Genomic DNA, 22,869 nt, shown 5'->3' with positions numbered 1-22,869 from the left:
CGGTATGCCGAGCAGTCGCGTCGTCCGGGTCCGCACGGTCGAGGACGGCGTGGCCGCAGCCGCGCTGCGCTCGGGCATCGTCGACATCCAAGCCGAGCTCGGTGTCACGCCGGACTTCCCGCCCGAGGTCGAGGAGGCGGCGCGCGCCGCAGCGGCAGCGCCCCGGCTCCCGGAGCTCGACCGCACCGACCTCCCGTTCGTCACCATCGACCCGCCGTCGGCGCTCGACCTCGACCAGGCGATGTACCTCGAGCGCGACGGTGGTGGTTACGTCGTGCGCTACGCGATCGCCGACGTGGCTGCGTTCGTGGCGCCGGGTGACCCGGTCGACGTCGAGGCCAACAAGCGCGGCGAGACGCTGTACGGCGCCGACTCGAAGGTCCCGCTGCACCCGAAGGTGCTCAGCGAGGACGCCGCCTCCCTGCTGCCGGGCCAGGTCCGGCCGGCGCTGCTGTGGACGATCCGGATGGACGCCCACGGCGAGCGGACCGACGTCCACGTCGAGCGGGCGCTGGTCCGCTCGACGGCCAAGCTGTCCTACGAGGAGGTCCAGCGCGACATCGACGCCGGCACCGCCTCGGAGTCGCTCCAGGTGCTGAAGGAGCTCGGCGAGATCCGGATCGGGCGGGAGGCCCTGCGCGGCGGGGTGTCGCTGCCGCTGCCCGAGCAGGAGGTGGACATCCTCGGCGACCAGTGGCGTCTCGAGTTCCGCGAGCAGCTCCCCGTCGAGCGCTGGAACGCCCAGATCTCCCTGCTCACCGGGTTCGCGGCCGCGTCACTCATGGTCTACGCGGCGGTCGGTCTGCTGCGCACGCTGCCGCCGCCGGACCCGCGCGACGTGCAGCGACTGCACCGCACGGCTCGAGCCCTCCACATCGACTGGCCGGCGGAGCAGCTCTACCCGGACTTCATCCGGTCGCTCGACCCGGCGCGGCCCGACCACGCCGCGATGGTCAACGCCTGCGCGCGCCTGCTGCGCGGGAGCGGGTACGTCGCGTTCGACGGCGAGGTCCCGGAGCAGCCGCAGCACGCCGCGCTGGCGTCGGAGTACGCCCACGTGACCGCTCCGCTGCGGCGGCTGGGGGACCGGTACGCCGGCGAGGTCTGTCTCGCGCTCTGTGCCGGGACCGACGTGCCTCCCTGGGTGCTCGCCGCCCTGCCGACGCTGCCCAAGACCCTGCGGGCCTCGGCGTCCCGTGCCCACGCCTACGAGCGGGCAGTGCTCGACCTGGTGGAGTCCGGAGTCCTGCGTGACCGGGTCGGCGAGGAGTTCGACGGGGTGGTCGTCGACATCGACGACAAGGATCCCCACCGCGGGGTCGTGGTGCTCCACGACCCGGACGTGGAGGCGCGGGTCGTGGGCGACGCGGACCTGCCGCTCGGGACCGACGTACGCGTCCGGCTCACGACAGCTGACGTGGCGTCGCGCAAGGTCGAGCTCGCGCTCGACGGGTCCCGCTAGCTGGTCGCGACGAACTCACGCAGCGGTGACTCCGCCGCGTCCCACGCCTTGCGGAAGGCGGGATGCAGGGGCAGGGCGCTGACGTCGGCGCTCGCGAACCACTCGTGGCCGTCGCTCTCGGCGCGGTCGCGCAGCTCGAGCACGCCGTACGGCACAGCGAGCACGGTCTCGTAGGTCCACCCGCCGCAGTCCGCCATCGACGAGCCGCGGACGTCGACGGCGTCGGGAGCCAGGCCCAGCTCCTCGCCGGCCTCGCGAAGCGCTGCCTCGACGCCGGTCTCGCCGCGCTCGCGTGCACCACCCGGTACGGACCAGGTGCCGCCCTGGTGCGCCCAGGTCGCCCGCAGCTGGAGCAGCAGGCGACCGCCCTCGGCCACCAGCAGCCCGGCCGCGCCCCGGGGTCCCCAGTGGACGTGCCCGAGGTCGCACCGTGCCCAGCTCATGGGGAGGAGTGTCCCAGGAAGTCCACGACCAGTCCGTTGACCGTCGCCGGGTCCTCGACGTGCAGGAAGTGGCCGGCGCCGGGCACCAGCGTCGCGCTGGCTCCCTCCGGGAGGTGCTCGGTGACCAACGGGAAGAACCGTGGCTCGAGGCAACCGTCCTGGGCGCCGTGGAGGTAGAGCAGCGGCACCTGGGGCGGGTCCATCATCGTGCGCTGCCAGTGCTTGTAGGCGACGGCCCGCGGCCCGGGCCGGAGGAAGGCGCGGTAGTAGGACACGATCGCCCGGGCGTGCGCCTCGTCGGGCGCGGCGGCCAGCGCGTGCTCGACGTCCTCGCTCGCGTCGTACCCCGGCGACCAGGTGCGCCACAGGTAGGGGACCAGCCGGTCGAGCCGCTGCTCGGAGATGCCGGGCAGCTGGTTGAGGAAGATGTACCAGCTCTTCACCGGCTGCCGGACGACCGCGCCGAGCCACGGGACCACGGTGTCGCGGGTGGGGTTCATCGTCGACAGGGGAGGGACAGCGAGCGAGACGACGCGCCCGAACGGCGAGTCGGGGTGGGCCGCCAACGCGTTGGCGGTGATCGCGCCCCAGTCGTGACCGATCAGCACGGCGCCCGCATCGCCGCCGAGCTCGCCGTGCAGTGCGACGGCGTCCGCCATCAGCGAACCGACGGTGTACGTCGTGTCGCTCGGGACGCCCGAGGGCGCGTAGCCGCGCGTGAACGGTGCGACAGCGTGGTAGCCGTGCTCGGCGAGCACCGGTCCGAGGTGTCGCCACGTCCAGGCGCTGTCGGGGAAGCCGTGCAGCAGCAGGGCGAGTGGGCCGTCAGCAGGCCCCCACTCGAGCAGCTCGGCGCGGTGGGTCGGCAGCTCGACGTGGCGGATGCTCGGGCTCATGGAGGCAGTCTCCACCGATCGGGGCTCGCTGGGGACGGTGTTCCACGCGCGGAGCATGTCGGAGTCCTGGGGCTGGCGACCTTCGGCGAGCAGGAGTAGGAAGGAGGCAGCGGGTTGCCGCGCCCGCAGAACGGAGGGCCTCGACATGGCCAGTCAGCACCCGGCGTACGACACCGAGACACGGACCTACAACGACCGGTTGGACTCGTTCATCGCGGTCCTGGGCGCGGTCCTCGGGGTCGCCGCGATCATCGGCCTGTTCATGTTCATCACGTGGTTCACCTACGCCACGAACTGACCGCGATCGTCAGGTCGGTGCGGACGGGCTGGCCTGTAGGCCGGGTTCTGTACGCCGAAGCGTGGCGACCATCCATCTACGGGTGCCGTTGCCGACACCCTCCAGCGATCTACCCGCGCACTCGGGCGAGCAGCCCTCGAACGTGCGCGCGACCCGTGCAAGCACGAGCCTTCTTGATCTTGCTCCAGGTGGGGTTTGCCGATCCGACCGGGTCACCCCGGCCGCTGGTGGTCTCTTACTCCACCGTTTCACCCTTACCGCTCCCGTTGCCGGCAGTGGCGGTCTGTTCTCTGTGGCACTGTCCCGCGGGTCACCCCGGGTGGGTGTTACCCACCACCTCGCTCTGTGGAGCCCGGACCTTCCTCGGCGCCGTCCGAAGACGGCGACGCGGTCGCCCGGCCAGCCCATCCGCGGACCCAGGATAGGGCCGACTGCGGGTCAGCGGTGAGCCAGCAACCGTTTCACCTGTCTTCATCGGTGAAAACGGTTGCCTGCTCACCGCCGCCACGGCAGTTAGGTCCAGTCGCTGATCGGCAGGTCGTGCGGGAAGGGCTGACCCTTGCCGGTCTCGAGGAGCGACTTGAGGCTGAGGAGGTAGGTCGCCCAGCGGGTGCTGCAGTGGTGCATGAACTCGACCTCCTCGGCCCAGCCGCGGTGGGCGAAGAGCACGATCGTGTAGTCCCCGCGCTGCTCGAGGCGCCAGTCGACCTCGGTGCCGATCCACTCCTCGGGCCCGTCGGCGACCCGCCACCGGATCCGGCCGGTCGGGTCGAGCTCGGTGATCTCCATGTCGAAGCCGCCGGCCTCGCCGAAGCGGTAGGCGAGCTGCGCGCCCACCTCGCTCGTGCCGGTGGTGTCCTCGGTCCACCAGGCGGCTCCGCCCTCGGGGGTGGCGACGGCGCGGTAGACCTCGTCGAGCGGGGCGACCACGCCCACGCGGTGCAGGATGTCGGGCATCTCAGGTTCCTTCCTTCGTGGCTTGTTCGATCGCCTCGGCGATCTTCTTGATGCGGCGCAGTCGGGCGTCCCACGTGGAGCCGACCGCGGAGAGCTGGGCGACGGCGCGGGCGAGCTGCGCCTCGTCGACCTGGAAGTGCCGCTCGCGGCCGGCCTGGGCGGCGTGCACGAGGCCGGCGCGGTCGAGCACGGCGAGGTGCTTCGCCACGGCCTGCCGGGTGACCGGCAGTCGCTCGCTGAGCGAGGTGGCCGTGCCTGCACCGTCGGTGAGGAGCAGGTCGATCATGGTGCGGCGGGTCGGGTCGCCGATCGCCGACCACAGGTCGTCGTCGACCACGGTGCTCATGAGGCAGCGACCCGCTCGGCGTAGGTCCCGAGCCGCGGGATGAAGATGTCCCAGCCGCGGGCGTGGTCGGCGTACCACTCCTCGAGCACGGCGGCCTCCCAGCCCATCTCGCGGAAGCCGGTCTCGGTCATCCGGATCCGGGTGCCGCCGTCGACCGGCTCCAGGTCGAAGGTGACCAGCAGGGACGAACCGCTGCGGTCGGGCTCGGCGAAGCACCAGCGGAAGGAGAAGCGCCGCGGCGGGTCGACGTCGACCACCGTGAGCTCCGCGGTCTTCACGTCACCGGACTCCGCGTTGCGCCACCGCACCTCGCCGGGCGCGCCGGGGACCGGGTCCAGGTCGGCCTCGTCGGGCCACCACTCCTGGATGTGCTCGGGTCGGCTCACGACCTCGAAGACCACCTCGGGGGAGGCATCCACCTGGATGTCGCGCTCGATCGTGCCCAGCTCCATGGTCTGTTCCATCTCGACTCCCTTTCGCAACCTTTGGTTGCACAACCGTACGACGGTCCTGCCGAATGCGCAACCGTTGGTTGCGTATGGGTGCGTCGCTAGGCTCGCCGACATGAAGACACGCAACCTCGGTGGCAGCGGGCTCAAGATCTCGGAGATCTCCTACGGCAACTGGCTGACCCACGGGTCCCAGGTCGAGGAGGACGCCGCCACGGCGTGCGTCCGGCAGGCACTCGAGGAGGGCATCACGACCTTCGACACCGCCGACGTCTACGCGAACACCGCGGCCGAGACCGTGCTCGGCAAGGCGCTCGCGGGGGAGCGCCGCGAGGGTCTCGAGATCTTCACCAAAGTCTACTGGCCGACCGGGCCTGGCAAGCACAACGACCACGGCCTGTCGCGCAAGCACATCCACGAGTCGATCAACGGCAGCCTGAAGCGCCTGCAGACCGACTACGTCGACCTCTACCAGGCTCACCGCTACGACCACGAGACGCCGCTCGAGGAGACGATGGAGGCGTTCGCGGACGTCGTACGCCAGGGCAAGGCGCTCTACATCGGCGTCTCGGAGTGGCGCGCGGAGGAGATCCGCGCAGCCCATGAGCTGGCCCGCGAGCTGAAGATCCCGCTGGTGTCGAACCAGCCGCAGTACTCCATGCTCTGGCGGGTCATCGAGGCCGAGGTCGTCCCGACCTCCGAGGAGCTCGGCATCGGCCAGGTCGTCTGGTCGCCGATCGCGCAGGGCGTGCTGACCGGCAAGTACCTCCCCGGCCAGGCGCCGCCGCAGGGCAGCCGCGCGACCGACGAGAAGGGCGGCGACAAGATGATCAGCCGCTGGCTCCAGGACGACGTGCTCGAGCGGGTCCAGCAGCTCAAGCCGATCGCCGACGAGGCCGGCCTGTCGATGGCCCAGCTCGCCGTCGCCTGGGTGCTCCAGAACGACAACGTCTCCTCGGCGATCATCGGCGCGAGCCGGCCCGAGCAGGTCACCGACAACGCCAAGGCGTCCGGGGTGGTCCTCGACGAGGCGACCCTGAAGGCCATCGACGAGGTCGTCGACCCGGTCGTCGAGCGCGACCCGGCGAAGACGCAGTCGCCGCAGACCCGCGACTTCGGCTAGCGGCTACTTGCTGTAGCCGTCCTCCGGGAGCTGCTGGCCGATCTTCACCTTCGACTTCGGCAGCCGCATGAACTTCATCTGCAGCGCCCGGGTGATGGCGTAGTAGCTGAGGCCCTTGTAGGACTGGTCCGGGAAGCGGCGTACGAGCTCGCGGCGGAGCCGGAAGCGCAGGAAGAAGATGTCGAGCAGGACGAGCACGACGGTGCCGAGGAGCAGGGTGTTGCCCCACTGGCGCAGCGTTGTGTTGCCGGAGTAGCCCATGATCATCGTGATCAGCAGCAGCGGGATCACGAGCTCGATCAGCGAGAAGCGGGCGTCCACGAAGTCGCGGACGAACCGGCGCTCCGGGCCGCGGTCGCGGGCGGGGTAGTAGCGCTCGTCGCCGTTGCGCATCGCCTCACGGATCGACCTGCTCGACTCGCCGGTGCGGCCGGTGCGCTGCGCGGCCGCCTGCTCCTTGCGGGTCCGCGGCACCTTGGCGCGCGCCTTCGCGGCGGCCTCCGCCTCACGTCGGGTCGGGGTGGGGCGTCCCTTGCCACCGACCTTGGCGGGGGTGGTCTCGGGGACGGTCTCGGTCTTGGTGCGACGGAACAACGCGTGAGCCTTCACGATCGTGGGGCGGAATCAAGGTGGGGCAGGAACGCCACCAGACTACCGGCGTCGTCGCCCCGGCTTGGTTTTCCGCCTAGGGTTGGGGTTCAGCACCGAACGTCGTGGAGAGGGATCCAACCCCATGGGACTGTGGCAGCGCGTCAGCCTGATCTTCCGCTCGAAGGCCAACAAGGCGCTCGACCGCGCCGAGGACCCCCGCGAGACCCTGGACTACAGCTACCAGCGGCAGCGGGACCTGCTCGCGAAGGTACGCCGTGGGGTCGCCGACGTGGCGACGAGCCGCAAGCGCGTGGAGCTCCAGATCACCCAGCTCGAGCAGCAGTCCGCCAAGCTGACCGACCAGGCCCAGAAGGCCATCTCGATGGACCGCGAGGACCTCGCCCGCGAGGCGCTGACCCGCAAGTCCGGTCTCACGACGCAGATCGACGACCTCAAGGCGCAGCACGCCCAGCTCCAGGGCGAGGAGGAGAAGCTCACCCTCGCGCAGCAGCGGCTGCAGGCGCAGGTGGAGGCCTTCCGCACCCGCAAGGAGACGATCAAGGCGACGTACACCGCCGCCGAGGCGCAGACCCGGATCAACGAGGCCATGTCCGGCATCGGCGACGAGATGGGCGACGTCGGCGCCGCCATCCAGCGTGCCGAGGACAAGACCGCCCAGATGCAGGCCCGCGCCGGCGCGATCGACGAGCTGATCGCCTCGGGTGCCCTCGACGACGTGACCGCCACGAACTCCGGCGACGACATCACCCGCGAGCTCAACGCGATGAGCTCGAAGGCCGACGTCGAGGCCGAGCTGGCCGCGCTCAAGGCGGGCTCCACCCCTGCCATCGAGGCCGCCGCGGACGGCGGCGACATCCTCAAGGCCGAGGCGAAGACCGAGGACGAGCAAGCCTGAGGCTTGGTCCCACCGGCAACAATTGGTCGCATGGCACGCACGCGTTTCGTCGGCGATCGGGGTCTCACCGCCCGGATCACGCTGGTGATGTTCCTTCTCGGGGGCCTGTTCGTCGGACTGATCGCGGTCCTGATCGCGATCCTGCCGCCGACCTGGGCGCCCTTCATCGGCGCGATCGGTCTCGGTCTCGTCTGGTTCCAGTGGTACAACTCCGACACCGTCGCCATGAAGGCGATGGGTGCTCGTGAGGTGAGCCCGGAGCAGGCGCCCGAGCTGCACGGCATGATCGACCGGCTCTGCACGCTGGCGGACATGCCGAAGCCACGGGTCGGCATCGCTGACACCGACCTGCCCAACGCCTTCGCGACCGGTCGGTCCCCGCAGCGCTCGGTCGTCGTCGTGACGACCGGCATCCTGAAGCGCCTCGACGCCGAGGAGCTCGAGGGCGTCCTCGCGCACGAGCTCTCCCACGTCGCCCACCGCGACGTCCTGGTGATGACCATCGCGTCGTCGGCCGGCATCATCGCGGCGATGCTGAGCCGTGGTGCCCAGTGGGGTGCGTTCTTCGGCGGCGGCCGTCGCGACAACAACAGCGGCGCCCCGACCTGGGTGATCGTGCTGGTGATCAGCCTGGTGACGTACGTCGTGAGCTTCCTGCTGCTCAAGCTGCTCTCGCGCTACCGCGAGCTGTCGGCCGACCGCGCCGGTGCCTACCTGACCATGAAGCCGGAGGCCCTCGCCTCCGCGCTGCAGAAGATCACCGGCGAGATCAACACGATCCCCGACCGCGACCTCCGGGCCTCGCAGTCGATGAACGCGTTCTTCATCGCCCCCGCCGTCCGCGGGATCTCGCTGCGCACCCTCACCTCGACGCACCCGACCCTGGAGCAGCGGCTCGAGCAGCTCGCGCGGATCCAGGCGGAGCTGGGCCGCACCAGCTGATGGGGCTCTGGGGCGTCATCACCGGGCGCACGAAGCCCAAGCAGGCCAACCTCGACGCGCTCTTCCAGGTGCCGGGAGCGGCGGTCACGCTGCAGGTCGGGCTCGGGATGAAGCCGACCGGTGAGGGATCGGTCTGCTACCGCGCCGCGACCGGCCTGGCCTTCCAGGAGACCCAGGACGAGTTCGTCGAGCTGCTCAACTCCGACCCGGACCAGCCCGACGTCGAGCTGACCCGTGACGAGTACGGCTTCACCTGGCTGGTCACCCGCGACGACCCCGACGACATCGCCGGTCTCTGCACCGACCTGCACGCCGTCAACACCGCGCTCGAGGAGCAGGGCTTCGGACCCGGGCTGCTCTGCTCGCTGATCCCGTTCGTCGACCCGACCGGGCGCAAGGTCGGCCTCGTCTACCTCTACAAGCAGGGCACGTTCTACCCCTTCGTGCCGAAGCCGGGGGAGCGGCGCCGCGACAACCTGACCGAGATGCAGCTCCGCGACACCCTCGCCGGCGAGCTGCCGATGGAGCAGGACCTCAGCCGCTGGCTGGCCGTCTGGGGCGCCCCCGGCCTCTGACGCCGTTGGTTGAGGAGGTTGCGCTAGCAACCGTCGCCTCGTTGGTTGAGGAGGTTGCGCTAGCAACCGTCGCCTCGTCGGTTGAGGAGGTTGCGCTAGCAACCGTCTCGAAACCCGGTGAGCCGAGCGCCGACATGGTTCGTGGGTTCCGGGGTTTCGAGACAGGACTTCGTCCTTCCTCAACCACCGGACCGCCGTCCCGCTCTTCAACCGTTGGTTGAGGAGGTTGCGCTAGCAACCGTCTCGAAACCCGGTGAGCCGAGCGCCGACGTCGTTCGTGGGTTCCGGGGTTTCGAGACAGGACTTCGTCCTTCCTCAACCACCGGACCGCCGTCCCGCTCTTCAACCGTTGGTTGAGGAGGTTGCGCTAGCAACCGTCTCGAAACCCCGTGAGCCGAGCGCCAACCTCGTTTGCCGGAGCACGCGAACCACAGCACCCGCACAGGAACACCCCACATCCGGCACAGGCCCGGCCCCCAGAGTCCGGGCGTGAGGAAATTGCTTCGCGGCAGACGCCGCGCCTGGCTCGCCCTGCCCGTCGTGCTCCTGGTCGCCGCTGCGTCCTCGGGCGCCTGGCTGCTGACGCGTGACTCGTCCGAGGCCGCGGCCTCGACGACCGCGACCGTCTCCACCCAGACCATGCAGGAGACCGTGTCCGCGGACGGCACGCTCGCGGCGCGGCGTACGCGCGACGAGAGCTTCGCCGTCTCCGGCACCGTCACCCGGGTCGCGGTGTCCGCGGGCGACCGGGTCGCGAAGGGTGACGTGCTCGCCACGGTCGGCTCCGACGCGCTGCTCGCGGCGCGTACGGCGGCCGTGGCGTCGCTCAACGCCTCCGTCGCCCAGCTCGACGACGACGAGGACGCCGGCGCGAGCGACGTGCAGATCGCGGCCGACCAGGCGGCGATCGTCTCCGCCCGGGCGAGCCTCTCCGACGCACGTCAGGCTGTCGACGACGCGACGCTGCGAGCCACGATCCCCGGCACCGTCACGGCCGTCGGCGTCTCGCGCGGCGACGTGGTCGGCTCCGACACCGGTGCGACCGGCGACACCACCTCGACCGCGGACTTCACGATCGTCTCGACAAACGAGTACGTCGTGGACGCGACCGTCGCCGCCGAGGACGTCGACCAGCTGAAGAAGGGCATGCAGGCCCAGGTCACGGCCACCGGCGTGACCGACACGATCTACGGCACGGTCAAGACCGTCGGCCTGGTCGCCCAGACCAACGACAGCGGGGCGGCCGTCTTCCCGGTCACGATCGAGGTGACCGGCAAGCAGAAGGACCTCTTCGCGGGCGTCTCCGCGACCGTCTCCGTCATCGTCAAGGAGACCCCGGACGTCCTCACCGTCGTCAGCCGGGCGCTGACGACCGAGGACGACACGACCTATGTCACCGTGGTCGTCGACGGCGACGAGGTCAAGACCGAGGTGAAGACCGGCCAGACCTACGGCATGACCACCGAGATCACGTCGGGCCTGAAGGACGGCGACGTGGTCGTGATCCCCGGCTTCACCGCGCCCACCGGCAGTGGCAACACCGGCGAGAACGGCTTCCCCGGCGGCGGCGAGCTGCCCGACTTCAGCCAGATGGGCGGCAGCAACGGGTTCCCGGCGGGAGGTCCGCCCCAGTGAGCGCCATCATCGAGCTCGACGGCATCCGCAAGACCTACCGCTCGGGCAGCATCGAGTTCGAGGCCCTGTGCGGTGTCGACACCACCGTGAACACGGGGGAGTACGTCGCGGTCGTCGGCCCCTCCGGGTCCGGCAAGTCCACCCTGATGAACATCCTCGGCTGCCTCGACAACCCGACCGAGGGCCACTACCTGCTCGCCGGCGAGGATGTCTCGGCGATGACCGAGGCCCACCTCGCGGAGGTGCGCAACCGCCGGATCGGCTTCGTCTTCCAGCAGTTCAACCTGCTGGCCAGCCTGCCCGCCTGGCGCAACGTCGAGCTCCCGCTCGTCTACGCCGGGGTCCCGCGCTCCGAGCGTCGCGAGCGGGCGGTCGCCGCCCTCGAGCGGGTCGGTCTCGGCGACCGCACCGAGAACCGGCCCGGTGAGCTCTCGGGCGGGCAGCAGCAGCGCGTGGCCGTCGCGCGAGCGCTCGTCACCGAGCCCGCGATGATCCTGGCCGACGAGCCGACCGGCAACCTGGACTCCCGGTCCACGGCGGACGTGCTCGAGCTGCTCGACGAGCTGCACGCCAGCGGCCGCACGATCGTCCTGATCACCCACGAGCACGAGGTCGCTGCACGTGCCGAGCGCAACCTGGTGATCCGCGACGGCCAGATCGTCTCCGACAACCCGACCGCCCGGGCGGGGGCTCTCGTATGAACTGGCTCGAGACGTTCCGCTCCGCCGGCGAAGCCGTGCGCGCGCACAGGATGCGATCGATCCTGACCATGCTCGGCATCGTCATCGGCATCGCCTCGGTGATCCTCACCGTCGGCTTCGGTCAGGGCGCGCAGAAGCAGGTCAAGGACGAGATCAGCGCCCTCGGCAGCAACCTGCTCATCATCGCGCCGGGCAGCAGCACCGACTCCGGTGGCATGCGTGGCGGGTTCGGCTCGGCGCAGACGCTGACGACCGAGGACGCCGCCGCGATCGCCGACAGCGACGTCGTCCCCGATGCGGCGAAGGTCGCTCCGACGACCTCCAGCTCGGCGTCGCTCACCGCCGGCGAGACCAACTGGACGACGTCCGTGGTCGGTACGACGACGTCGTGGATCGATGTCCGCACCCGTGATCTCGCGGCCGGCCGGTTCTTCACCGATGCCGAGGTCACCAGGGGCGCGGACGTCGTCGTGCTCGGCCCGGACACCGCCAACGAGCTCTTCGCCCGGGGCAGCCCGGTCGGCCAGACCGTGTCCGTCGGCGGTCGCCAGCTCACCGTGATCGGCGTGCTCGACTCGTCCGGCGCCTCCTCGTCCGGCACGTCCGAGGACGACGAGGCGGTCGTCCCGATCAGCACCGCGAAGTCGCTGACCGGCTCGACCTCGACCTCGGTCTCCACGATCTACGTCGAGGCGGCGTCGGCGGACACCCTGAGCGCGGCGTACCAGGAGATCGACAACCTGCTCCTGACCCGCCACGCGGTGAGCTCCGACGACGCCGACTTCACGATCTCCACCCAGGACTCCCTGGTCGAGACCGCGAACTCGACCAACGAGACGCTCACGGTGCTCCTGACCGGCATCGCCGCGATCTCGCTGCTGGTCGGCGGAGTCGGCGTCATGAACATCATGCTCGTCTCCGTCACCGAGCGGATCCGTGAGATCGGCCTGCGCAAGGCCCTCGGCGCCACGCCGACCGTGATCGGTCGGCAGTTCCTCGTGGAGGCATCGATGCTCGGCCTGGCGGGAGGGCTCGTCGGTGTGCTGATCGGCGTCGTCGGCTCGTGGGTCCTGCCACCGCTGATCGACCAGCCCGTCACCCTCTCTGTCCTCGCGACGGCCGGGGCGATCGCCACCTCGCTCGCCCTCGGCGTGGGCTTCGGCGTCTATCCCGCCGGCCGCGCCGCCCGCCTCACTCCCATCGACGCTCTCCGCAGCGAATGAAAGGCCACGTCATGAACCTCACCCGCGTCACGCTCAGCACCGCCTCGTCGGTCCTGGTCCTGGCCATGCTCTCCGCCTGCGGCGGCAGCGACACGGCGACGGACTCGACCGCGGCAGCCGCTCAGCCGAGCCAGGGCGCCGCCGGCCCGGGCGCGGTCCCCGGTGCCTCCGGGAAGGTCGCTGCGGTGAGTGGCGAGACCGCGCAGGTCCAGGGCCAGTCGGGCCAGGTCGCGGTGTCGTGGACCGGCGCCACCACCTTCGACCAGGAGGTCGACGGCACGCTCGACGACGTCCAGGTGGGGTCCTGCGTGCGGGTGACCACCGCCGACGACAGTTCGGCCGACAGCACCGACGTCGCGGCCGCCACCGTGCGGATCGTCCCGAGCACCGACGGTGGGTGCGGGATGGGCGGACCTCCCGGAGGCGGCGACCTGCCGAGCGGCGCGCCCTCGGACGTGCCCACCGACCTGCCGACGGACCTGCCCAGCGACATGGCCCGGCCGGGTGGGTTCGGCACCGTCGGCGAGGTCACCGCCGTGTCCGGCAGCGGCTTCACCGTCGCCGCAGCGCAGGTCACCCCGGGCCAGGACCAGTCGGCGTCACCCACGACCACCGACGTCAGCGTCACGGTCTCCGGCGACACGTCGTACGTCACCAGCGCGAAGGCGACCGCCAGCGCCGTCAAGGTCGGAGTCTGCGTCAACGCGCAGGGCGAATCCGACAACACCGGCGCGCTCACCGCGAGCTCGATCAGCATCTCGAAGCCGGTCGGCGGGGAGTGCACGAGCGGCTTCGGGTTCATGCGGGGCGGAGGTGGCGGCGCGTGAACGTACGACGGATGAGGCGACCCGGTCGCCAGGCGCGACGGGTGCTCGCCGGCGCGGTCGTGGTCGCTGTCGTGGGTGGCGGTTACGCGGCGTACGCCGCCAGCGCCGACACCGCGTCGTACCGCACCGTCGCGGCCACCACCGGTGACGTGCAGGAGACGCTGTCGCTGTCGGGCACCGTCGAGCCGGTCGGCCGCGCCGACCTGTCGTTCGCGACGTCGGGCACGATCGCCACGGTCGGTGTGGGGGCCGGTGACCGCGTGAAGCGTGGCCAGGTCCTCGGCACGCTCGAGACGACCAGCCTGCGCAACGCGGTCCGCAAGGCCCGGTCCACCCTCGCCTCGGCGCGGGCCCAGCTCGAGTCGGACGAGGACGCCCAGACGTCGACGGTGAGCTCGGCGTCGTCGTCGAGCACGCCGTCGACGTCGCAGTCCTCAGCGCCCCAGACGGCCCCGTCCCAGCAGCCGACGCAGTCCGCCCCGTCCCAGGAGCCGACGGACACCCCGACCCAGGGGAGCGGCGACTCGGACGCGCTCGACGCGGCGCTGGCGCAGCTCGCGGACGAGCAGGACGCGGTGACCGGCGCGCAGTCGACGGTGAGCGCCTCGCTCGCCGCGGCCAACGACGCGCTCGCCGCTCAGCAGGCGGCGTGCGCGACGGCGTTCGGGACCGACGACGGCACCGGATCCACCGACGACGCCAACGCCGCCTGCACGACGGCCCTGTCGACCGTGCAGACCGCCCAGGCCCAGGTCGCGACCGACCAGCAGACCCTGCAGGACGCCCTCGAGGCACTGGCCGGCACGTTGACCGACGCGGTCGCGGCCCTCCAGTCCACGCCGTCGTTCGGCGGCGACACCAGCGAGCCGGAGCCGACGCAGACGGCGGAACCGACCGAGCAGGCGCAGCCGACCCAGCAGGCCCAGGCGGCCCCGGCGAGCTCCTCCCAGCAGTCGACCCCGACTGGCAGCACGGGCAGTGTCACGGTGAGCGCGGCGACGTTGGCGCGCGACCAGGCCGCGATCGACCAGGCGAAGGTCGACCTGATCACCGCCGAGGACCAGCTGAGGATGGCGACGATCAGTGCGCCGTTCTCCGGGCGGGTCGTGGCCGTCGACGCCGCTGCGGGTGACTCGGTCGCGTCCGGCACGGCGGTCTTCACGCTCGTCTCCCAGGGCACCACGACCGTCGAGGTCGCGGCGTCGAGCACGCAGGTCCAGCAGCTGGAGGTCGGGCAGCAGGCCACGGCGACGCCGGCCGGTTCGGACACCGCCCTCGCCGGCACCGTCAGCCAGATCAGCTCGATCCCGGACGACGACTCGACGTACCCCGTCACCATCACGCTGACGAGGAAGCACCTCGACGTCGCGATCGGCGTGACGGCGGCGGTCTCGGTCGTCACCGGGTCGGCCGACGACGTGGTGACCGTGCCGGCGTCAGCGCTCAGTGGCGGCTCGGTGACGGTGGTCAAGGACGGCGTCGCCACCCCGACTCGGGTCACCACCGGGGTGGTCGGTGCGACCGAGGTCGAGATCACCGACGGGCTGGAGAAGGGCGACGAGGTGGTCCTCGCGGACCTCGATGCGGCCCTGCCGACGACCGACACGTCCGACACGGGCGGGTTCGGGGGCGGGGGCTTCCCGGGCGGCGGCACGTTCCCCGCGGGCGGTCCGGGGGGCGGCCCGGTGATGATGCAGCGCGGCGGCTGAGGGCCGGCGTACTAATCTCCGATCTCGTGACGACGAACGTGCTGGACGCGCCCCGGGTCGCCGAGATCGGCAAGTACCGCATCCTCACCGAGCCGCCGCGCGCGGACCTGCTCGCGTTGGTGGAGGTCGCGGCCCAGGTGGCTCGCGTGCCGATGGCGACGATCAACCTGATCACCGACACCGAGCAGTACCAGGTCGCGACGCACGGCTTCGACGCCTCGGTCTGCCGGCGCGAGGACTCGATGTGCAACGTCGTCCTCCACGCGGGCGCGCCGGTCGTCGTCCCCGATGCGAGCCAGGACCCCCGCTTCGCCGACAACCCGTTCGTCACCGGGGTGATCGGCGACGTGCGCTTCTACGCGACCCACCAGCTCGTCACGCCCGAGGACGTCGTGATCGGCACCCTCTGCGTCTTCGACGTCGAGCCCCGGACGATCACCGACGAGCAGGAGCACGCACTGGCGGCGCTCGCCGACCGGGTCGTCGACCTGCTCGAGCTGGAGCTGCGCACGCGCGAGCTGAAGCGCTCCAACGAGCAGCTGGCGGCGTTCGCGGGCCAGGTCAGCCACGACCTGCGCAACCCGCTCACCGCGGTCACGATGTCGCTGGCGATGATCGGCGACGAGGCCGACGACCCCGAGCTCGGGTTCCTCGTCAGCAAGGCGCTCGGCGGTGCCGAGCGGATGCAGTCGCTGATCGACGACCTGCTCGCCTACGCGCGCGTCGGCGCGGAGCTGCAGCGCGTGCCCGTCGACCTGGCCGCCGTGATGACGGACGTGCGCGAGGACCTCGCGGGACCCCTGGCCGACGCGACCGTCGTGGTCGGCGACCTGCCGACCGTGACCGGTGACCCGGTGCAGCTGCGGGCGGTCCTCCAGAACCTGCTCGCGAACGCCGCCAAGTTCACCCGTCCCGGAGAACCCGCGCACATCGAGGTCGACGGGACCCTGATCGGCGAGCGGTGGCGCATCGAGGTCTGCGACCGAGGCCCGGGCATCCCGGACGACCAGCAGGAGCGGGTCTTCCAGCCCCTGGCGCGCGTCAACGAGGACGTGGAGGGGTCCGGCATCGGGCTGTCGACCTGCCGCCGCATCGTCGAGGCGCACGGTGGCCGGATCGGTCTCACCAACGCTCCGTACGGCGGCACCTGCGCCTGGTTCGAGCTGCCGGCGTAGTCACGCCGTTGGTTGAGGAGGTCGCGCAGCGACCGCACTCGTTGTCCCGCGCAGCGGACGAAGCACCCTTGGTTTCCGGGGTTTCGAGACAGGACTTCGTCCTTCCTCAACCTCCGGAAGTGGCTAGTCCTTGTGGGTCTTGCCCGGCAGGGCGAGCATCCGCTCGAGGGCGACCAGGGCGTGCTTCTCGGTCTCGGGGTCGACCTCGATCCGGTTGACCACGGTGCCGGCGACCAGCGACTCCATCGCCCAGACGAAGTGGGGGAGGTCGATCCGGTTCATCGTCGAGCAGTAGCAGACCGTCTTGTCGAGGAACGTGATCTGCTTGTCCGGGTGGGCGGCCGCGAGCCGCTTGACCAGGTTGAGCTCGGTGCCGATCGCCCAGCTCGAGCCCGCCGGCGCGGCCTCGATGGTGTTGATGATGAACTCCGTCGACCCGACCAGGTCGGCCTTCAGGACCACCTCGTGCTTGCACTCCGGGTGGACCAGGATCTGTACGCCGGGGATGGTCGCGCGCAGCTCGTCGACGACCTCCTCGGTGAAGCGGCCGTGCACGGAGCAGTGGCCCTTCCAGAGGATCATCTTCGCGTCGCGCAGCTGCTCGGTCGTGAGTCCACCGTTGGGGCGGTGCGGGTCCCAGACGACGCAGTCGTCGAGCGTCAGCCCCATCTTCAGGATCGCGGTGTTGCGGCCGAGGTGCTGGTCGGGCAGGAACAGGACCTTCGCGTCCGGCTTCTGGTCGAACGCCCACTCGAGCGCGACCTCGGCGTTGCTCGACGTGCAGACGACTCCGCCGTTGCGGCCGCAGAACGCCTTGATGTCGGCCGACGAGTTCATGTAGGTCACGGGGACGACGGAGTCGGCGACGCCCGCGTCGGTCATTGCCTGCCAGGCCATCTCGACCTGGGTCAGCCGCGCCATGTCGGCCATCGAGCAGCCGGCGGCGAGGTCAGGCAGGATCACCTGCTGGCCGGGACCGGTGAGGATGTCGGCCGACTCGGCCATGAAGTGCACGCCGCAGAAGACGATGAACTCGGCGTCCGGACGAGCGGCCGCGTCGCGCGCGAGCTTGAAGGAGTCGCCGGTGACGTCGGCGAACTGGATCACCTCGTCGCGCTGGTAGTGGTGGCCCAGCACGAAGACCTTGTCGCCCAGCGCCTCCTTGGCGGCCAGGGCGCGCGCGACCAGGTCGGGGTCGGACGCGGCGGGCAGGTCGCCCGGGCACTCGACGCCCCGCTCGCTGTTGAGGTCGACACCACGGCCCAGGGGCAGCAGCGGGAGGTCCACGGTCGTCATAGGTCGATCCTATTCGTGCGTGCTCACTCATCAGTGGGCAAGGTCAGAGCAGTGCACCGTTGTGAACGTACGGCGAGGGCGGCTTCATCCCGCGCAGCGCCAGATAGCCCTCCTGGTGCAGCTCGAGCCGGGCCGCGAAGCCGACGTCGAGCGCCCACTGGTTGGCGGCGGTGAGGTGGTGGAGCGTCACCTGCTCGGCGCCCTCGGCCAGGGCGGCCCACAGCAGGCGGGTCGCCGTACGCCGGTTGGACGCCGCGAGCAGGGTCAGCTGGCCGCGCTCGTTGAGGTAGGCGTAGCCGGAGCCCGTGGGCGTGTCCGAGACCAGCAGCGGCCAGGAGCGCAGCATCAGCTCGTGGTCGACGCCGTGGCCGGCGCCGCGCGCCGCCCGGTCGAGCGAGTCCATCAGGTCGAGGTCGCCGGCGCTGCCCTCACGCACCTTCTCGATGACGGGGATCGCGGTGCGGTCGACCGTGCCCGTCAGGTACATCTGGGGGTGCAGGTCGAAGCCGGCCTGGCGGTAGATCCGGACCGCCCTCGTGTCGCCGGACGCCGAGAGCATCGACCGGGTGCAGCCGCTCCCGTGGGTCATCGCGGCCGCCATCAGCGGCTTGCCGATGCCCTGGCCCTGTCGGTCCGGCAGCACGGCGTACGTCGCGAGGCACCAGAGGACCTCGCGACGGAACGACGTCGCGATGCCGACGATCCCGGTCTCGTCCTCCGCGACCCAGCAGCCGCCGGGGTCGGTGTCCACGAAGTGGCGGGTGCGCTCGATCCAGACCTCGCGGTGCGGGGCGCTGCGGTGCTCGGGCGGGGGCTCGCCGGGGCGGCGGGACGCCGTGTCGAGGGCGAAGAAGCTCTCGTCGCTGACCCGCTCCGCAGCCGGTACGTCGTCGGTGGTCATTGGCCGGATCTGCACGTCGGACAGACTAGGGCGCATGCGCATCCTCATCGCTCCCGACAAGTTCGCCGGGACGCTGACCGCCGTCGAGGCGGCCGAGGCGATCGCGACCGGCTGGCGGCGCCGCGCGCCGGGCGACGAGCTCGACCTGGCGCCGATGGCCGACGGGGGACCCGGCTTCGTCGACGTCCTGCACGCGGCGCTCGGCGGCGAGCTGCTCGCGGTGGTCGTGCGCGGCCCGCACGGCGAGCCGACGCCCGCCACCGTGCTGCTCGCCGGGACCACGGCGTACGTCGAGGCCGCACAGGCCTGCGGACTGCACCTGACCGGGGGAGAGAACGCCGAGACCGCCACGACGTACGGCGTCGGGGAGCTGCTCCTGGCCGCACGCGACGCCGGGGCGACCCGGATCGTGGCCGGCCTGGGTGGCAGCGGCACCAACGACGGGGGCGCGGGTCTGCTCGCTGCGCTCGGCGCGACCGCCGACCGGCCGCTCGATGCCGGGGTCGCCGGGCTGGCCGGCGTCTCCGAGGTGACGCTGCCCGGCTTCGACGTCGAGCTGGTCGCCGCGAGCGACGTCGACAACCCGCTGACCGGGCTGTTCGGCGCGACCAAGGTCTTCGGACCGCAGAAGGGCATCGCCGAGGAGCGGCTCCCGGAGGTCGACGGCTGGCTGGAGGGCTTCGCCGCCGCCACCGACCGGCGGGTGTCGCTCGACAAGGGCGCCGGGGCCGCCGGCGGACTCGGCTTCGCGCTGCTGCTGCTCGGCGCGACGCGGGAGCCCGGGATCGAGCTGGTCGCGGACGCCGTACGCCTGGGCGAGCGCGCCCGCGCGTCCGACCTCGTGATCACCGGCGAGGGCGCCTTCGACTTCTCCAGCCGCTCGGGCAAGGTGCCGTACGGCGTCGCGCAGATCGCCGCCGAGGCGCTGCGGCCGTGCGTCGCGCTCGCCGGGCAGGTGCTGGTCGGCTCCCGCGAGATGCGGGCCCTGGGCGTCGAGTCGGCGTACTCGACCGTCGAGCTGGTGGGGGAGGAGCGCTCCTTCGCCGACCCGGCCGGCGCGCTGGCCGACCTGGCTGAGCGCGTCGCCCGCACGTGGTCACGGGAATAACCGCCCGTGTGCGACCATTGGACCCAGTAACAGACTTCCTCCGACCTTGGGAGAAACGCACATGACCGAGCAGGTCGACACCACCACCGAACGCCGTACCGACCAGATCAACCTGAGCCCGGTCGCGGCCACCAAGGTGCAGACGCTTCTGGCGCAGGAGGGCCGCGACGACCTGTCGCTGCGCATCTCCGTGCAGCCCGGCGGCTGCTCGGGTCTCCGCTACCAGCTCTTCTTCGACGAGCGCACCCTCGACGGTGACGTCGTCACCGACTTCGACGGCGTGTCCGTCGTCGTCGACCGGATGAGCGTCCCCTACCTCAACGGCGCGATGATCGACTTCGTCGACTCGATCGAGAAGCAGGGCTTCACGATCGACAACCCGAACGCCACGGGCTCGTGCGCGTGCGGCGACTCGTTCCACTGATCGAGGACGCGACAGCGGACTCGATGATGGTGGTCGAGCGAGCGCTCTGACTGAGCTTGCGAAGTCAGAAGGCGCGTGTCGAGACCTGGTGAGTCGAGAAGCAGCCTCTAGGCAAACATCAGCCCCGGACCGAATCGGTCCGGGGCTGATGTGCGTCTAGAGCCTGCCTCGTCACTCACCGGGTCTCGACACGCTCCGTCGGGTCCGCTGACGCGTCCCCGGTCGCTGCTCGACCACCGATGAGTGAGTCCGCTGGCGCGTCCTCACTCGCCGTACAGCGCCCGCGCGAGGCGGGCGGCCGCCTCGGGCACCTCGATGGCCGACTTCGTCTGCTCGCGCGACAGGTCGCGCGCCGCAGCAGCGAGGGGACGGGTGAGGGAGGCCTGGACCGCGAGGCAGTCGGCGGTCATCTCGGCGGGCGTCGAGGCGTCGTCGTAGGCGAGTCGCTGGGTGCTCATGCTTCGACGCTAGGGGCTACCGATTAGTACGTGTAGGAGTACCCGTCGGTAGTCTCCCGTGTCATGTCGCTGCTGATCGCGGGCTCCATCGCCACCGACCACCTGATGAGCTTCACCGGCAAGTTCGCCGACTCGCTCGTCGTCGAGCAGCTGGACAAGCTCTCGGTCTCGTTCCTGGTCGACGACCTCGAGATCCGCCGCGGCGGCGTCGCCCCCAACATGTGCTTCGGGCTGGGCCGTCTCGGCCTGCGGCCCGTGCTCGTCGGTGCGGCCGGCGAGGACTTCGCCGACTACCGCTCGTGGCTCGAGCGCCACGGTGTCGACTGCTCCCACGTGCGCATTTCCGACACCCGCCACACCGCTCGCTTCGTGTGCACGACGGACACGACGATGGCCCAGTTCGCGTCGTTCTACCCGGGCGCGATGAGCGAGTCACGCCTCATCGAGCTCTCGCCGATCGTCGAGCGCGTCGGCGCGCCGGAGTACGTCCTGATCGGCGCCGACGACCCGGACGGCATGCTGCGCCACACCGACGAGTGCCGGCAGCGCGGCTACCCCTTCATCGCCGACCCGAGCCAGCAGCTCGCCTTCAGCGAGGGCGACCTGATCCGCAAGCTGATCGACGGCGCCGCGATCCTGATGTCCAACGAGTACGAGTCGCACATGATCGAGCAGAAGACCGGCTGGTCGGCCGACGAGGTGCTCTCGCGGGTCGGCATCCAGGTCACCACGCTCGGCAAGGACGGCGTCCGGGTGCAGGAGAACGGCTCCGACCCGATCGAGCTGCCCGCCGCCAAGAACGTCACCGCGATCGAGCCCACCGGTGTCGGCGACGCGTTCCGCGCCGGCTTCCTGGCCGCGCTGTCGTGGCAGCTCGGCCTCGAGCGGGCCGCGCAGGTCGGCTGCGTGCTGGCGGCGTACGTCGTCGAGACGGTCGGCACCCAGGAGTACACCTTCACCGGCGCGCAGTTCCTGGCCCGGGTCGAGGAGTCCTACGGCGCCGAAGCGGCCGCCGACGTCGAGCCGCACCTGAAGGCGATCAGCTAGTCCGTCGTACGACGTAGCGCTGGGCCGGCTCCTCGCCGACGTACTCCTGACCGCGCATCCGGCACCAGGCCGGGATGTCGGTGCGTGCCGCCACGTCGTCGGCGAGCACGGCCACCAGCCCGCCCACCGGCACCTCGGCGTAGTGCTTGGCGAGCTCGATGACCGGGAGCGGGCAGAGCATGCCGCGGCAGTCGAGCTCCAGGTCGGGAGTCACAGGCCGACCTCGGCGCGGATGTCGCGGACGACGTCGGGCAGGACGGCGAGGAAGCCCTCGACGTCCTCCTCGCTCGTGTCGCGGGTCAGCGAGACCCGCACGTTGCCGTGGGTCAGCACGCCCATCGCCTCGAGCACGTGGCTGGGCGCGAGCGTCGACGCGGTGCAGGCGGAGCCGCTCGCCACGCCGTACCCCCTCCGGTCGAGCTCGGTGACGATCGCCTCGCCGTCGACGTAGAGGCAGGAGAAGGTCACCAGGTGGGGGAGCCGATCGACGGGGTCGCCCACCACCTCGACGTCGGGGATCTCGGCGACGGCGCCCCGGATCCGGTCGACCAGCGCGAACTGCCGGGCGTTGACCTCGTCGCGCTCCTCGACGACGGCGCGCAGGGCGGCCGCGGCGGCGAGCGCGGCGGGCACGTTCTCGAAGCCGCTCGCGCGCTCGTCGATCCGGTCGTCGGCGGGGAAGGGGTTGAGCCACGGGGTGCCCTTGCGGACCAGGAGGATGCCGACGCCGGCCGGCCCGCCCCACTTGTGCGCCGAGCCGGCGAGCGTCGACCAGCCGCGGGGGAGCGGCAGCCGGCCCATCGAGGCGCAGGCGTCGACGAAGAGCGGTGTGCCGGGACCCGCGGTGGGCTGAAGCGTGCCGACCTCGTGGTTGGCCGACTGGACGGCCGCCACGCCGACGCCGTCGGGGATGCCTGCCGAGATCCGGCCGGTCCGGTCGACCGGGACCACCTCGGTCTCGGCGCCGGCCCACCGGAGCGCGTGCAGCACCGCCGAGTGCTCGACCGCGCTGTGCGCGACCCGTGCGCCGGGCCGCACCAGTCCCAGGAGGCCCCGGTGCACGGCGTCGGTGCCGGACGACGTGAAGGTGACCTCGTCGGGGCGCACCTCCAGACACTCCGCCACCACGGCTCGCGCGTTGTCGAGCAGCAGGCGCGCGTCGCGGGCCGGACCGTGGAGACGCCGCGCGTCGGCGTACCCGCGTTCGTAGGCCGCTATCAGCGTCTCGCGCGCCGCAGGGTGTAATGGCTCCGAGGACGCCGTGTCCAGGTAGACCGCGGCTTTTCTCACACCCGCAACCTACCGGCACCCCAGCGGCTCATCTGGGGTGCGATTCCGATAGTGTTCGACCTATCCGTGATCGTTGA

General features: G+C 71.2%; 26 protein-coding genes and 1 other RNA gene. 15 read left to right on the top strand and 12 right to left on the bottom strand.

The features are described 5' to 3' along the window. The first annotated feature begins 4 nt into the window (after positions 1–4). On the top strand, positions 5–1,462 hold the full coding sequence (locus tag ABLE68_RS22035; protein ID WP_348874317.1) for an RNB domain-containing ribonuclease: 1,458 nt from the start codon (positions 5–7) through the stop codon (positions 1,460–1,462). Here the strand turns inward: ABLE68_RS22035 and ABLE68_RS22030 are convergent. Both ABLE68_RS22030 and ABLE68_RS22025 read right to left on the bottom strand, forming a co-directional pair. Beyond that, positions 1,459–1,905 carry an NUDIX domain-containing protein gene (locus ABLE68_RS22030; protein WP_348874315.1) on the bottom strand — a complete coding sequence of 149 codons (447 nt, stop codon included), beginning with the start codon at positions 1,903–1,905 and terminating at the stop codon, positions 1,459–1,461. The genes ABLE68_RS22035 and ABLE68_RS22030 overlap by 4 nt on opposite strands. Then, a complete protein-coding gene (locus tag ABLE68_RS22025) occupies positions 1,902–2,801 on the bottom strand; it encodes an alpha/beta fold hydrolase (RefSeq protein WP_348874313.1) in 900 nt (299 codons plus the stop codon). The genes ABLE68_RS22030 and ABLE68_RS22025 overlap by 4 nt, the downstream gene beginning before the upstream one ends. Before the next feature lie 145 nt (positions 2,802–2,946). On the opposite strand from ABLE68_RS22025, the gene ABLE68_RS22020 reads away from it, so the two are divergent. Beyond that, positions 2,947–3,099: a hypothetical protein gene (locus ABLE68_RS22020; RefSeq protein WP_348874312.1), complete on the top strand. Its 153-nt coding sequence runs from the start codon at positions 2,947–2,949 to the stop codon at positions 3,097–3,099. A gap of 20 nt (positions 3,100–3,119) precedes the next feature. Here ABLE68_RS22020 and rnpB read toward each other — a convergent pair. From rnpB to ABLE68_RS22000, 4 genes are all read right to left on the bottom strand, one after another. Then, an RNA gene (rnpB, locus tag ABLE68_RS22015) (RNase P RNA component class A) lies at positions 3,120–3,506 on the bottom strand. A gap of 106 nt (positions 3,507–3,612) precedes the next feature. Then, positions 3,613–4,056: an SRPBCC family protein gene (locus ABLE68_RS22010; protein WP_348874311.1), complete on the bottom strand. Its 444-nt coding sequence runs from the start codon at positions 4,054–4,056 to the stop codon at positions 3,613–3,615. Position 4,057: 1 nt separating this feature from the next. Beyond that, positions 4,058–4,402, bottom strand: a complete 345-nt coding sequence (locus ABLE68_RS22005) for an ArsR/SmtB family transcription factor (protein ID WP_348874309.1) — start codon at positions 4,400–4,402, stop codon at positions 4,058–4,060. After that, on the bottom strand, positions 4,399–4,866 hold the full coding sequence (locus tag ABLE68_RS22000) for an SRPBCC domain-containing protein (RefSeq protein ID WP_348874307.1): 468 nt from the start codon (positions 4,864–4,866) through the stop codon (positions 4,399–4,401). Before ABLE68_RS22000 ends, ABLE68_RS22005 begins: the two co-directional genes overlap by 4 nt. Before the next feature lie 100 nt (positions 4,867–4,966). Between ABLE68_RS22000 and ABLE68_RS21995 the strand changes: the two genes are divergently transcribed. Beyond that, positions 4,967–5,974, top strand: coding sequence for an aldo/keto reductase family protein (locus ABLE68_RS21995; RefSeq protein WP_348874305.1), 1,008 nt, complete (start codon positions 4,967–4,969; stop codon positions 5,972–5,974). Between the two features lie 3 nt (positions 5,975–5,977). Here ABLE68_RS21995 and ABLE68_RS21990 read toward each other — a convergent pair whose 3' ends face one another. Then, complete coding sequence (locus tag ABLE68_RS21990) at positions 5,978–6,568, bottom strand: DUF3043 domain-containing protein (RefSeq protein ID WP_348874304.1); 591 nt, start codon at positions 6,566–6,568, stop codon at positions 5,978–5,980. Between the two features lie 139 nt (positions 6,569–6,707). On the opposite strand from ABLE68_RS21990, the gene ABLE68_RS21985 reads away from it, so the two are divergent. From ABLE68_RS21985 to ABLE68_RS21945, 9 genes are all read left to right on the top strand, one after another. After that, positions 6,708–7,481, top strand: coding sequence for a PspA/IM30 family protein (locus ABLE68_RS21985; protein ID WP_348874302.1), 774 nt, complete (start codon positions 6,708–6,710; stop codon positions 7,479–7,481). 30 nt (positions 7,482–7,511) lie between these two features. After that, positions 7,512–8,423 carry a zinc metalloprotease HtpX gene (htpX, locus tag ABLE68_RS21980; RefSeq protein ID WP_348874301.1) on the top strand — a complete coding sequence of 304 codons (912 nt, stop codon included), beginning with the start codon at positions 7,512–7,514 and terminating at the stop codon, positions 8,421–8,423. After that, positions 8,423–8,998 carry a PspA-associated protein PspAB gene (gene pspAB / locus ABLE68_RS21975; RefSeq protein ID WP_348874300.1) on the top strand — a complete coding sequence of 192 codons (576 nt, stop codon included), beginning with the start codon at positions 8,423–8,425 and terminating at the stop codon, positions 8,996–8,998. Before htpX ends, pspAB begins: the two co-directional genes overlap by 1 nt. A 489-nt stretch (positions 8,999–9,487) precedes the next feature. Next, positions 9,488–10,633: an efflux RND transporter periplasmic adaptor subunit gene (locus ABLE68_RS21970; protein ID WP_348874299.1), complete on the top strand. Its 1,146-nt coding sequence runs from the start codon at positions 9,488–9,490 to the stop codon at positions 10,631–10,633. Then, on the top strand, positions 10,630–11,334 hold the full coding sequence (locus ABLE68_RS21965; RefSeq protein ID WP_348874297.1) for an ABC transporter ATP-binding protein: 705 nt from the start codon (positions 10,630–10,632) through the stop codon (positions 11,332–11,334). The genes ABLE68_RS21970 and ABLE68_RS21965 overlap by 4 nt, the downstream gene beginning before the upstream one ends. Beyond that, positions 11,331–12,557 carry an ABC transporter permease gene (locus tag ABLE68_RS21960; RefSeq protein ID WP_348874295.1) on the top strand — a complete coding sequence of 409 codons (1,227 nt, stop codon included), beginning with the start codon at positions 11,331–11,333 and terminating at the stop codon, positions 12,555–12,557. Before ABLE68_RS21965 ends, ABLE68_RS21960 begins: the two co-directional genes overlap by 4 nt. Before the next feature lie 11 nt (positions 12,558–12,568). Continuing rightward, complete coding sequence (locus tag ABLE68_RS21955) at positions 12,569–13,384, top strand: hypothetical protein (RefSeq protein WP_348874293.1); 816 nt, start codon at positions 12,569–12,571, stop codon at positions 13,382–13,384. Positions 13,385–13,395: 11 nt separating this feature from the next. Continuing rightward, complete coding sequence (locus ABLE68_RS21950) at positions 13,396–15,093, top strand: HlyD family efflux transporter periplasmic adaptor subunit (protein ID WP_348874292.1); 1,698 nt, start codon at positions 13,396–13,398, stop codon at positions 15,091–15,093. A 26-nt stretch (positions 15,094–15,119) separates the two neighbouring features. Then, positions 15,120–16,268, top strand: coding sequence for a sensor histidine kinase (locus tag ABLE68_RS21945; protein ID WP_348874290.1), 1,149 nt, complete (start codon positions 15,120–15,122; stop codon positions 16,266–16,268). A gap of 123 nt (positions 16,269–16,391) precedes the next feature. Here ABLE68_RS21945 and nadA read toward each other — a convergent pair whose 3' ends face one another. Further along, positions 16,392–17,564, bottom strand: a complete 1,173-nt coding sequence (gene nadA, locus ABLE68_RS21940) for a quinolinate synthase NadA (protein ID WP_348874288.1) — start codon at positions 17,562–17,564, stop codon at positions 16,392–16,394. A gap of 43 nt (positions 17,565–17,607) precedes the next feature. Further along, the gene (locus ABLE68_RS21935; RefSeq protein ID WP_348874286.1) at positions 17,608–18,501 is read right to left on the bottom strand and encodes a GNAT family N-acetyltransferase; all 894 of its coding nucleotides are present in this window, start codon (positions 18,499–18,501) and stop codon (positions 17,608–17,610) included. On the opposite strand from ABLE68_RS21935, the gene ABLE68_RS21930 reads away from it, so the two are divergent. Then, positions 18,500–19,573 carry a glycerate kinase family protein gene (locus tag ABLE68_RS21930; protein ID WP_348874285.1) on the top strand — a complete coding sequence of 358 codons (1,074 nt, stop codon included), beginning with the start codon at positions 18,500–18,502 and terminating at the stop codon, positions 19,571–19,573. The two genes, ABLE68_RS21935 and ABLE68_RS21930, sit on opposite strands and share 2 nt — an antisense overlap. A gap of 61 nt (positions 19,574–19,634) precedes the next feature. After that, complete coding sequence (erpA, locus tag ABLE68_RS21925) at positions 19,635–19,997, top strand: iron-sulfur cluster insertion protein ErpA (RefSeq protein ID WP_348874283.1); 363 nt, start codon at positions 19,635–19,637, stop codon at positions 19,995–19,997. A gap of 263 nt (positions 19,998–20,260) precedes the next feature. On the opposite strand, the gene ABLE68_RS21920 is transcribed toward erpA, so the two are convergent. Continuing rightward, positions 20,261–20,455, bottom strand: a complete 195-nt coding sequence (locus tag ABLE68_RS21920; protein WP_348874282.1) for a hypothetical protein — start codon at positions 20,453–20,455, stop codon at positions 20,261–20,263. A gap of 63 nt (positions 20,456–20,518) precedes the next feature. Between ABLE68_RS21920 and ABLE68_RS21915 the strand changes: the two genes are divergently transcribed. Next, positions 20,519–21,502 (top strand): carbohydrate kinase family protein, encoded by a 984-nt coding sequence (locus tag ABLE68_RS21915; RefSeq protein WP_348874281.1) that lies wholly within the window; start codon positions 20,519–20,521, stop codon positions 21,500–21,502. Here ABLE68_RS21915 and ABLE68_RS21910 read toward each other — a convergent pair. Together ABLE68_RS21910 and ABLE68_RS21905 are read right to left on the bottom strand one after the other, a co-directional pair. Next, positions 21,495–21,716, bottom strand: coding sequence for a sulfurtransferase TusA family protein (locus tag ABLE68_RS21910; protein ID WP_348874280.1), 222 nt, complete (start codon positions 21,714–21,716; stop codon positions 21,495–21,497). The two genes, ABLE68_RS21915 and ABLE68_RS21910, sit on opposite strands and share 8 nt — an antisense overlap. Next, positions 21,713–22,792, bottom strand: a complete 1,080-nt coding sequence (locus tag ABLE68_RS21905) for a cysteine desulfurase family protein (RefSeq protein WP_348874278.1) — start codon at positions 22,790–22,792, stop codon at positions 21,713–21,715. The genes ABLE68_RS21910 and ABLE68_RS21905 overlap by 4 nt, the downstream gene beginning before the upstream one ends. Between the last annotated feature and the right edge of the window lie 77 nt (positions 22,793–22,869).

Source organism: Nocardioides pollutisoli (assembly GCF_040045055.1).
Taxonomy (GTDB): domain Bacteria; phylum Actinomycetota; class Actinomycetes; order Propionibacteriales; family Nocardioidaceae; genus Nocardioides; species Nocardioides tweenelious.
The sequence above is the reverse complement of the archived record's forward strand: the minus strand, read 5'-3'. Positions and strand labels throughout refer to the sequence as shown.

Bases quoted from the DNA above. Each gene is read 5' to 3' on its own strand.
- ABLE68_RS22000 (WP_348874307.1), bottom strand. From the start codon at position 4,866: ATGGAACAGACCATGGAGCTGGGCACGATCGAGCGCGACATCCAGGTG.
- ABLE68_RS22025 (WP_348874313.1), bottom strand. From the start codon at position 2,801: ATGAGCCCGAGCATCCGCCACGTCGAGCTGCCGACCCACCGCGCCGAG.
- ABLE68_RS21995 (WP_348874305.1), top strand. From the start codon at position 4,967: ATGAAGACACGCAACCTCGGTGGCAGCGGGCTCAAGATCTCGGAGATC.
- ABLE68_RS21915 (WP_348874281.1), top strand. From the start codon at position 20,519: ATGTCGCTGCTGATCGCGGGCTCCATCGCCACCGACCACCTGATGAGC.
- ABLE68_RS21955 (WP_348874293.1), top strand. From the start codon at position 12,569: ATGAACCTCACCCGCGTCACGCTCAGCACCGCCTCGTCGGTCCTGGTC.
- ABLE68_RS22010 (WP_348874311.1), bottom strand. From the start codon at position 4,056: ATGCCCGACATCCTGCACCGCGTGGGCGTGGTCGCCCCGCTCGACGAG.
- ABLE68_RS22035 (WP_348874317.1), top strand. From the start codon at position 5: ATGCCGAGCAGTCGCGTCGTCCGGGTCCGCACGGTCGAGGACGGCGTG.
- ABLE68_RS22005 (WP_348874309.1), bottom strand. From the start codon at position 4,402: ATGAGCACCGTGGTCGACGACGACCTGTGGTCGGCGATCGGCGACCCG.
- ABLE68_RS21985 (WP_348874302.1), top strand. From the start codon at position 6,708: ATGGGACTGTGGCAGCGCGTCAGCCTGATCTTCCGCTCGAAGGCCAAC.
- ABLE68_RS21950 (WP_348874292.1), top strand. From the start codon at position 13,396: ATGAGGCGACCCGGTCGCCAGGCGCGACGGGTGCTCGCCGGCGCGGTC.
- nadA (WP_348874288.1), bottom strand. From the start codon at position 17,564: ATGACGACCGTGGACCTCCCGCTGCTGCCCCTGGGCCGTGGTGTCGAC.
- ABLE68_RS22020 (WP_348874312.1), top strand. From the start codon at position 2,947: ATGGCCAGTCAGCACCCGGCGTACGACACCGAGACACGGACCTACAAC.
- ABLE68_RS21960 (WP_348874295.1), top strand. From the start codon at position 11,331: ATGAACTGGCTCGAGACGTTCCGCTCCGCCGGCGAAGCCGTGCGCGCG.
- ABLE68_RS21920 (WP_348874282.1), bottom strand. From the start codon at position 20,455: ATGAGCACCCAGCGACTCGCCTACGACGACGCCTCGACGCCCGCCGAG.
- erpA (WP_348874283.1), top strand. From the start codon at position 19,635: ATGACCGAGCAGGTCGACACCACCACCGAACGCCGTACCGACCAGATC.
- pspAB (WP_348874300.1), top strand. From the start codon at position 8,423: ATGGGGCTCTGGGGCGTCATCACCGGGCGCACGAAGCCCAAGCAGGCC.
- htpX (WP_348874301.1), top strand. From the start codon at position 7,512: ATGGCACGCACGCGTTTCGTCGGCGATCGGGGTCTCACCGCCCGGATC.
- ABLE68_RS22030 (WP_348874315.1), bottom strand. From the start codon at position 1,905: ATGAGCTGGGCACGGTGCGACCTCGGGCACGTCCACTGGGGACCCCGG.
- ABLE68_RS21930 (WP_348874285.1), top strand. From the start codon at position 18,500: ATGCGCATCCTCATCGCTCCCGACAAGTTCGCCGGGACGCTGACCGCC.
- ABLE68_RS21935 (WP_348874286.1), bottom strand. From the start codon at position 18,501: ATGCGCCCTAGTCTGTCCGACGTGCAGATCCGGCCAATGACCACCGAC.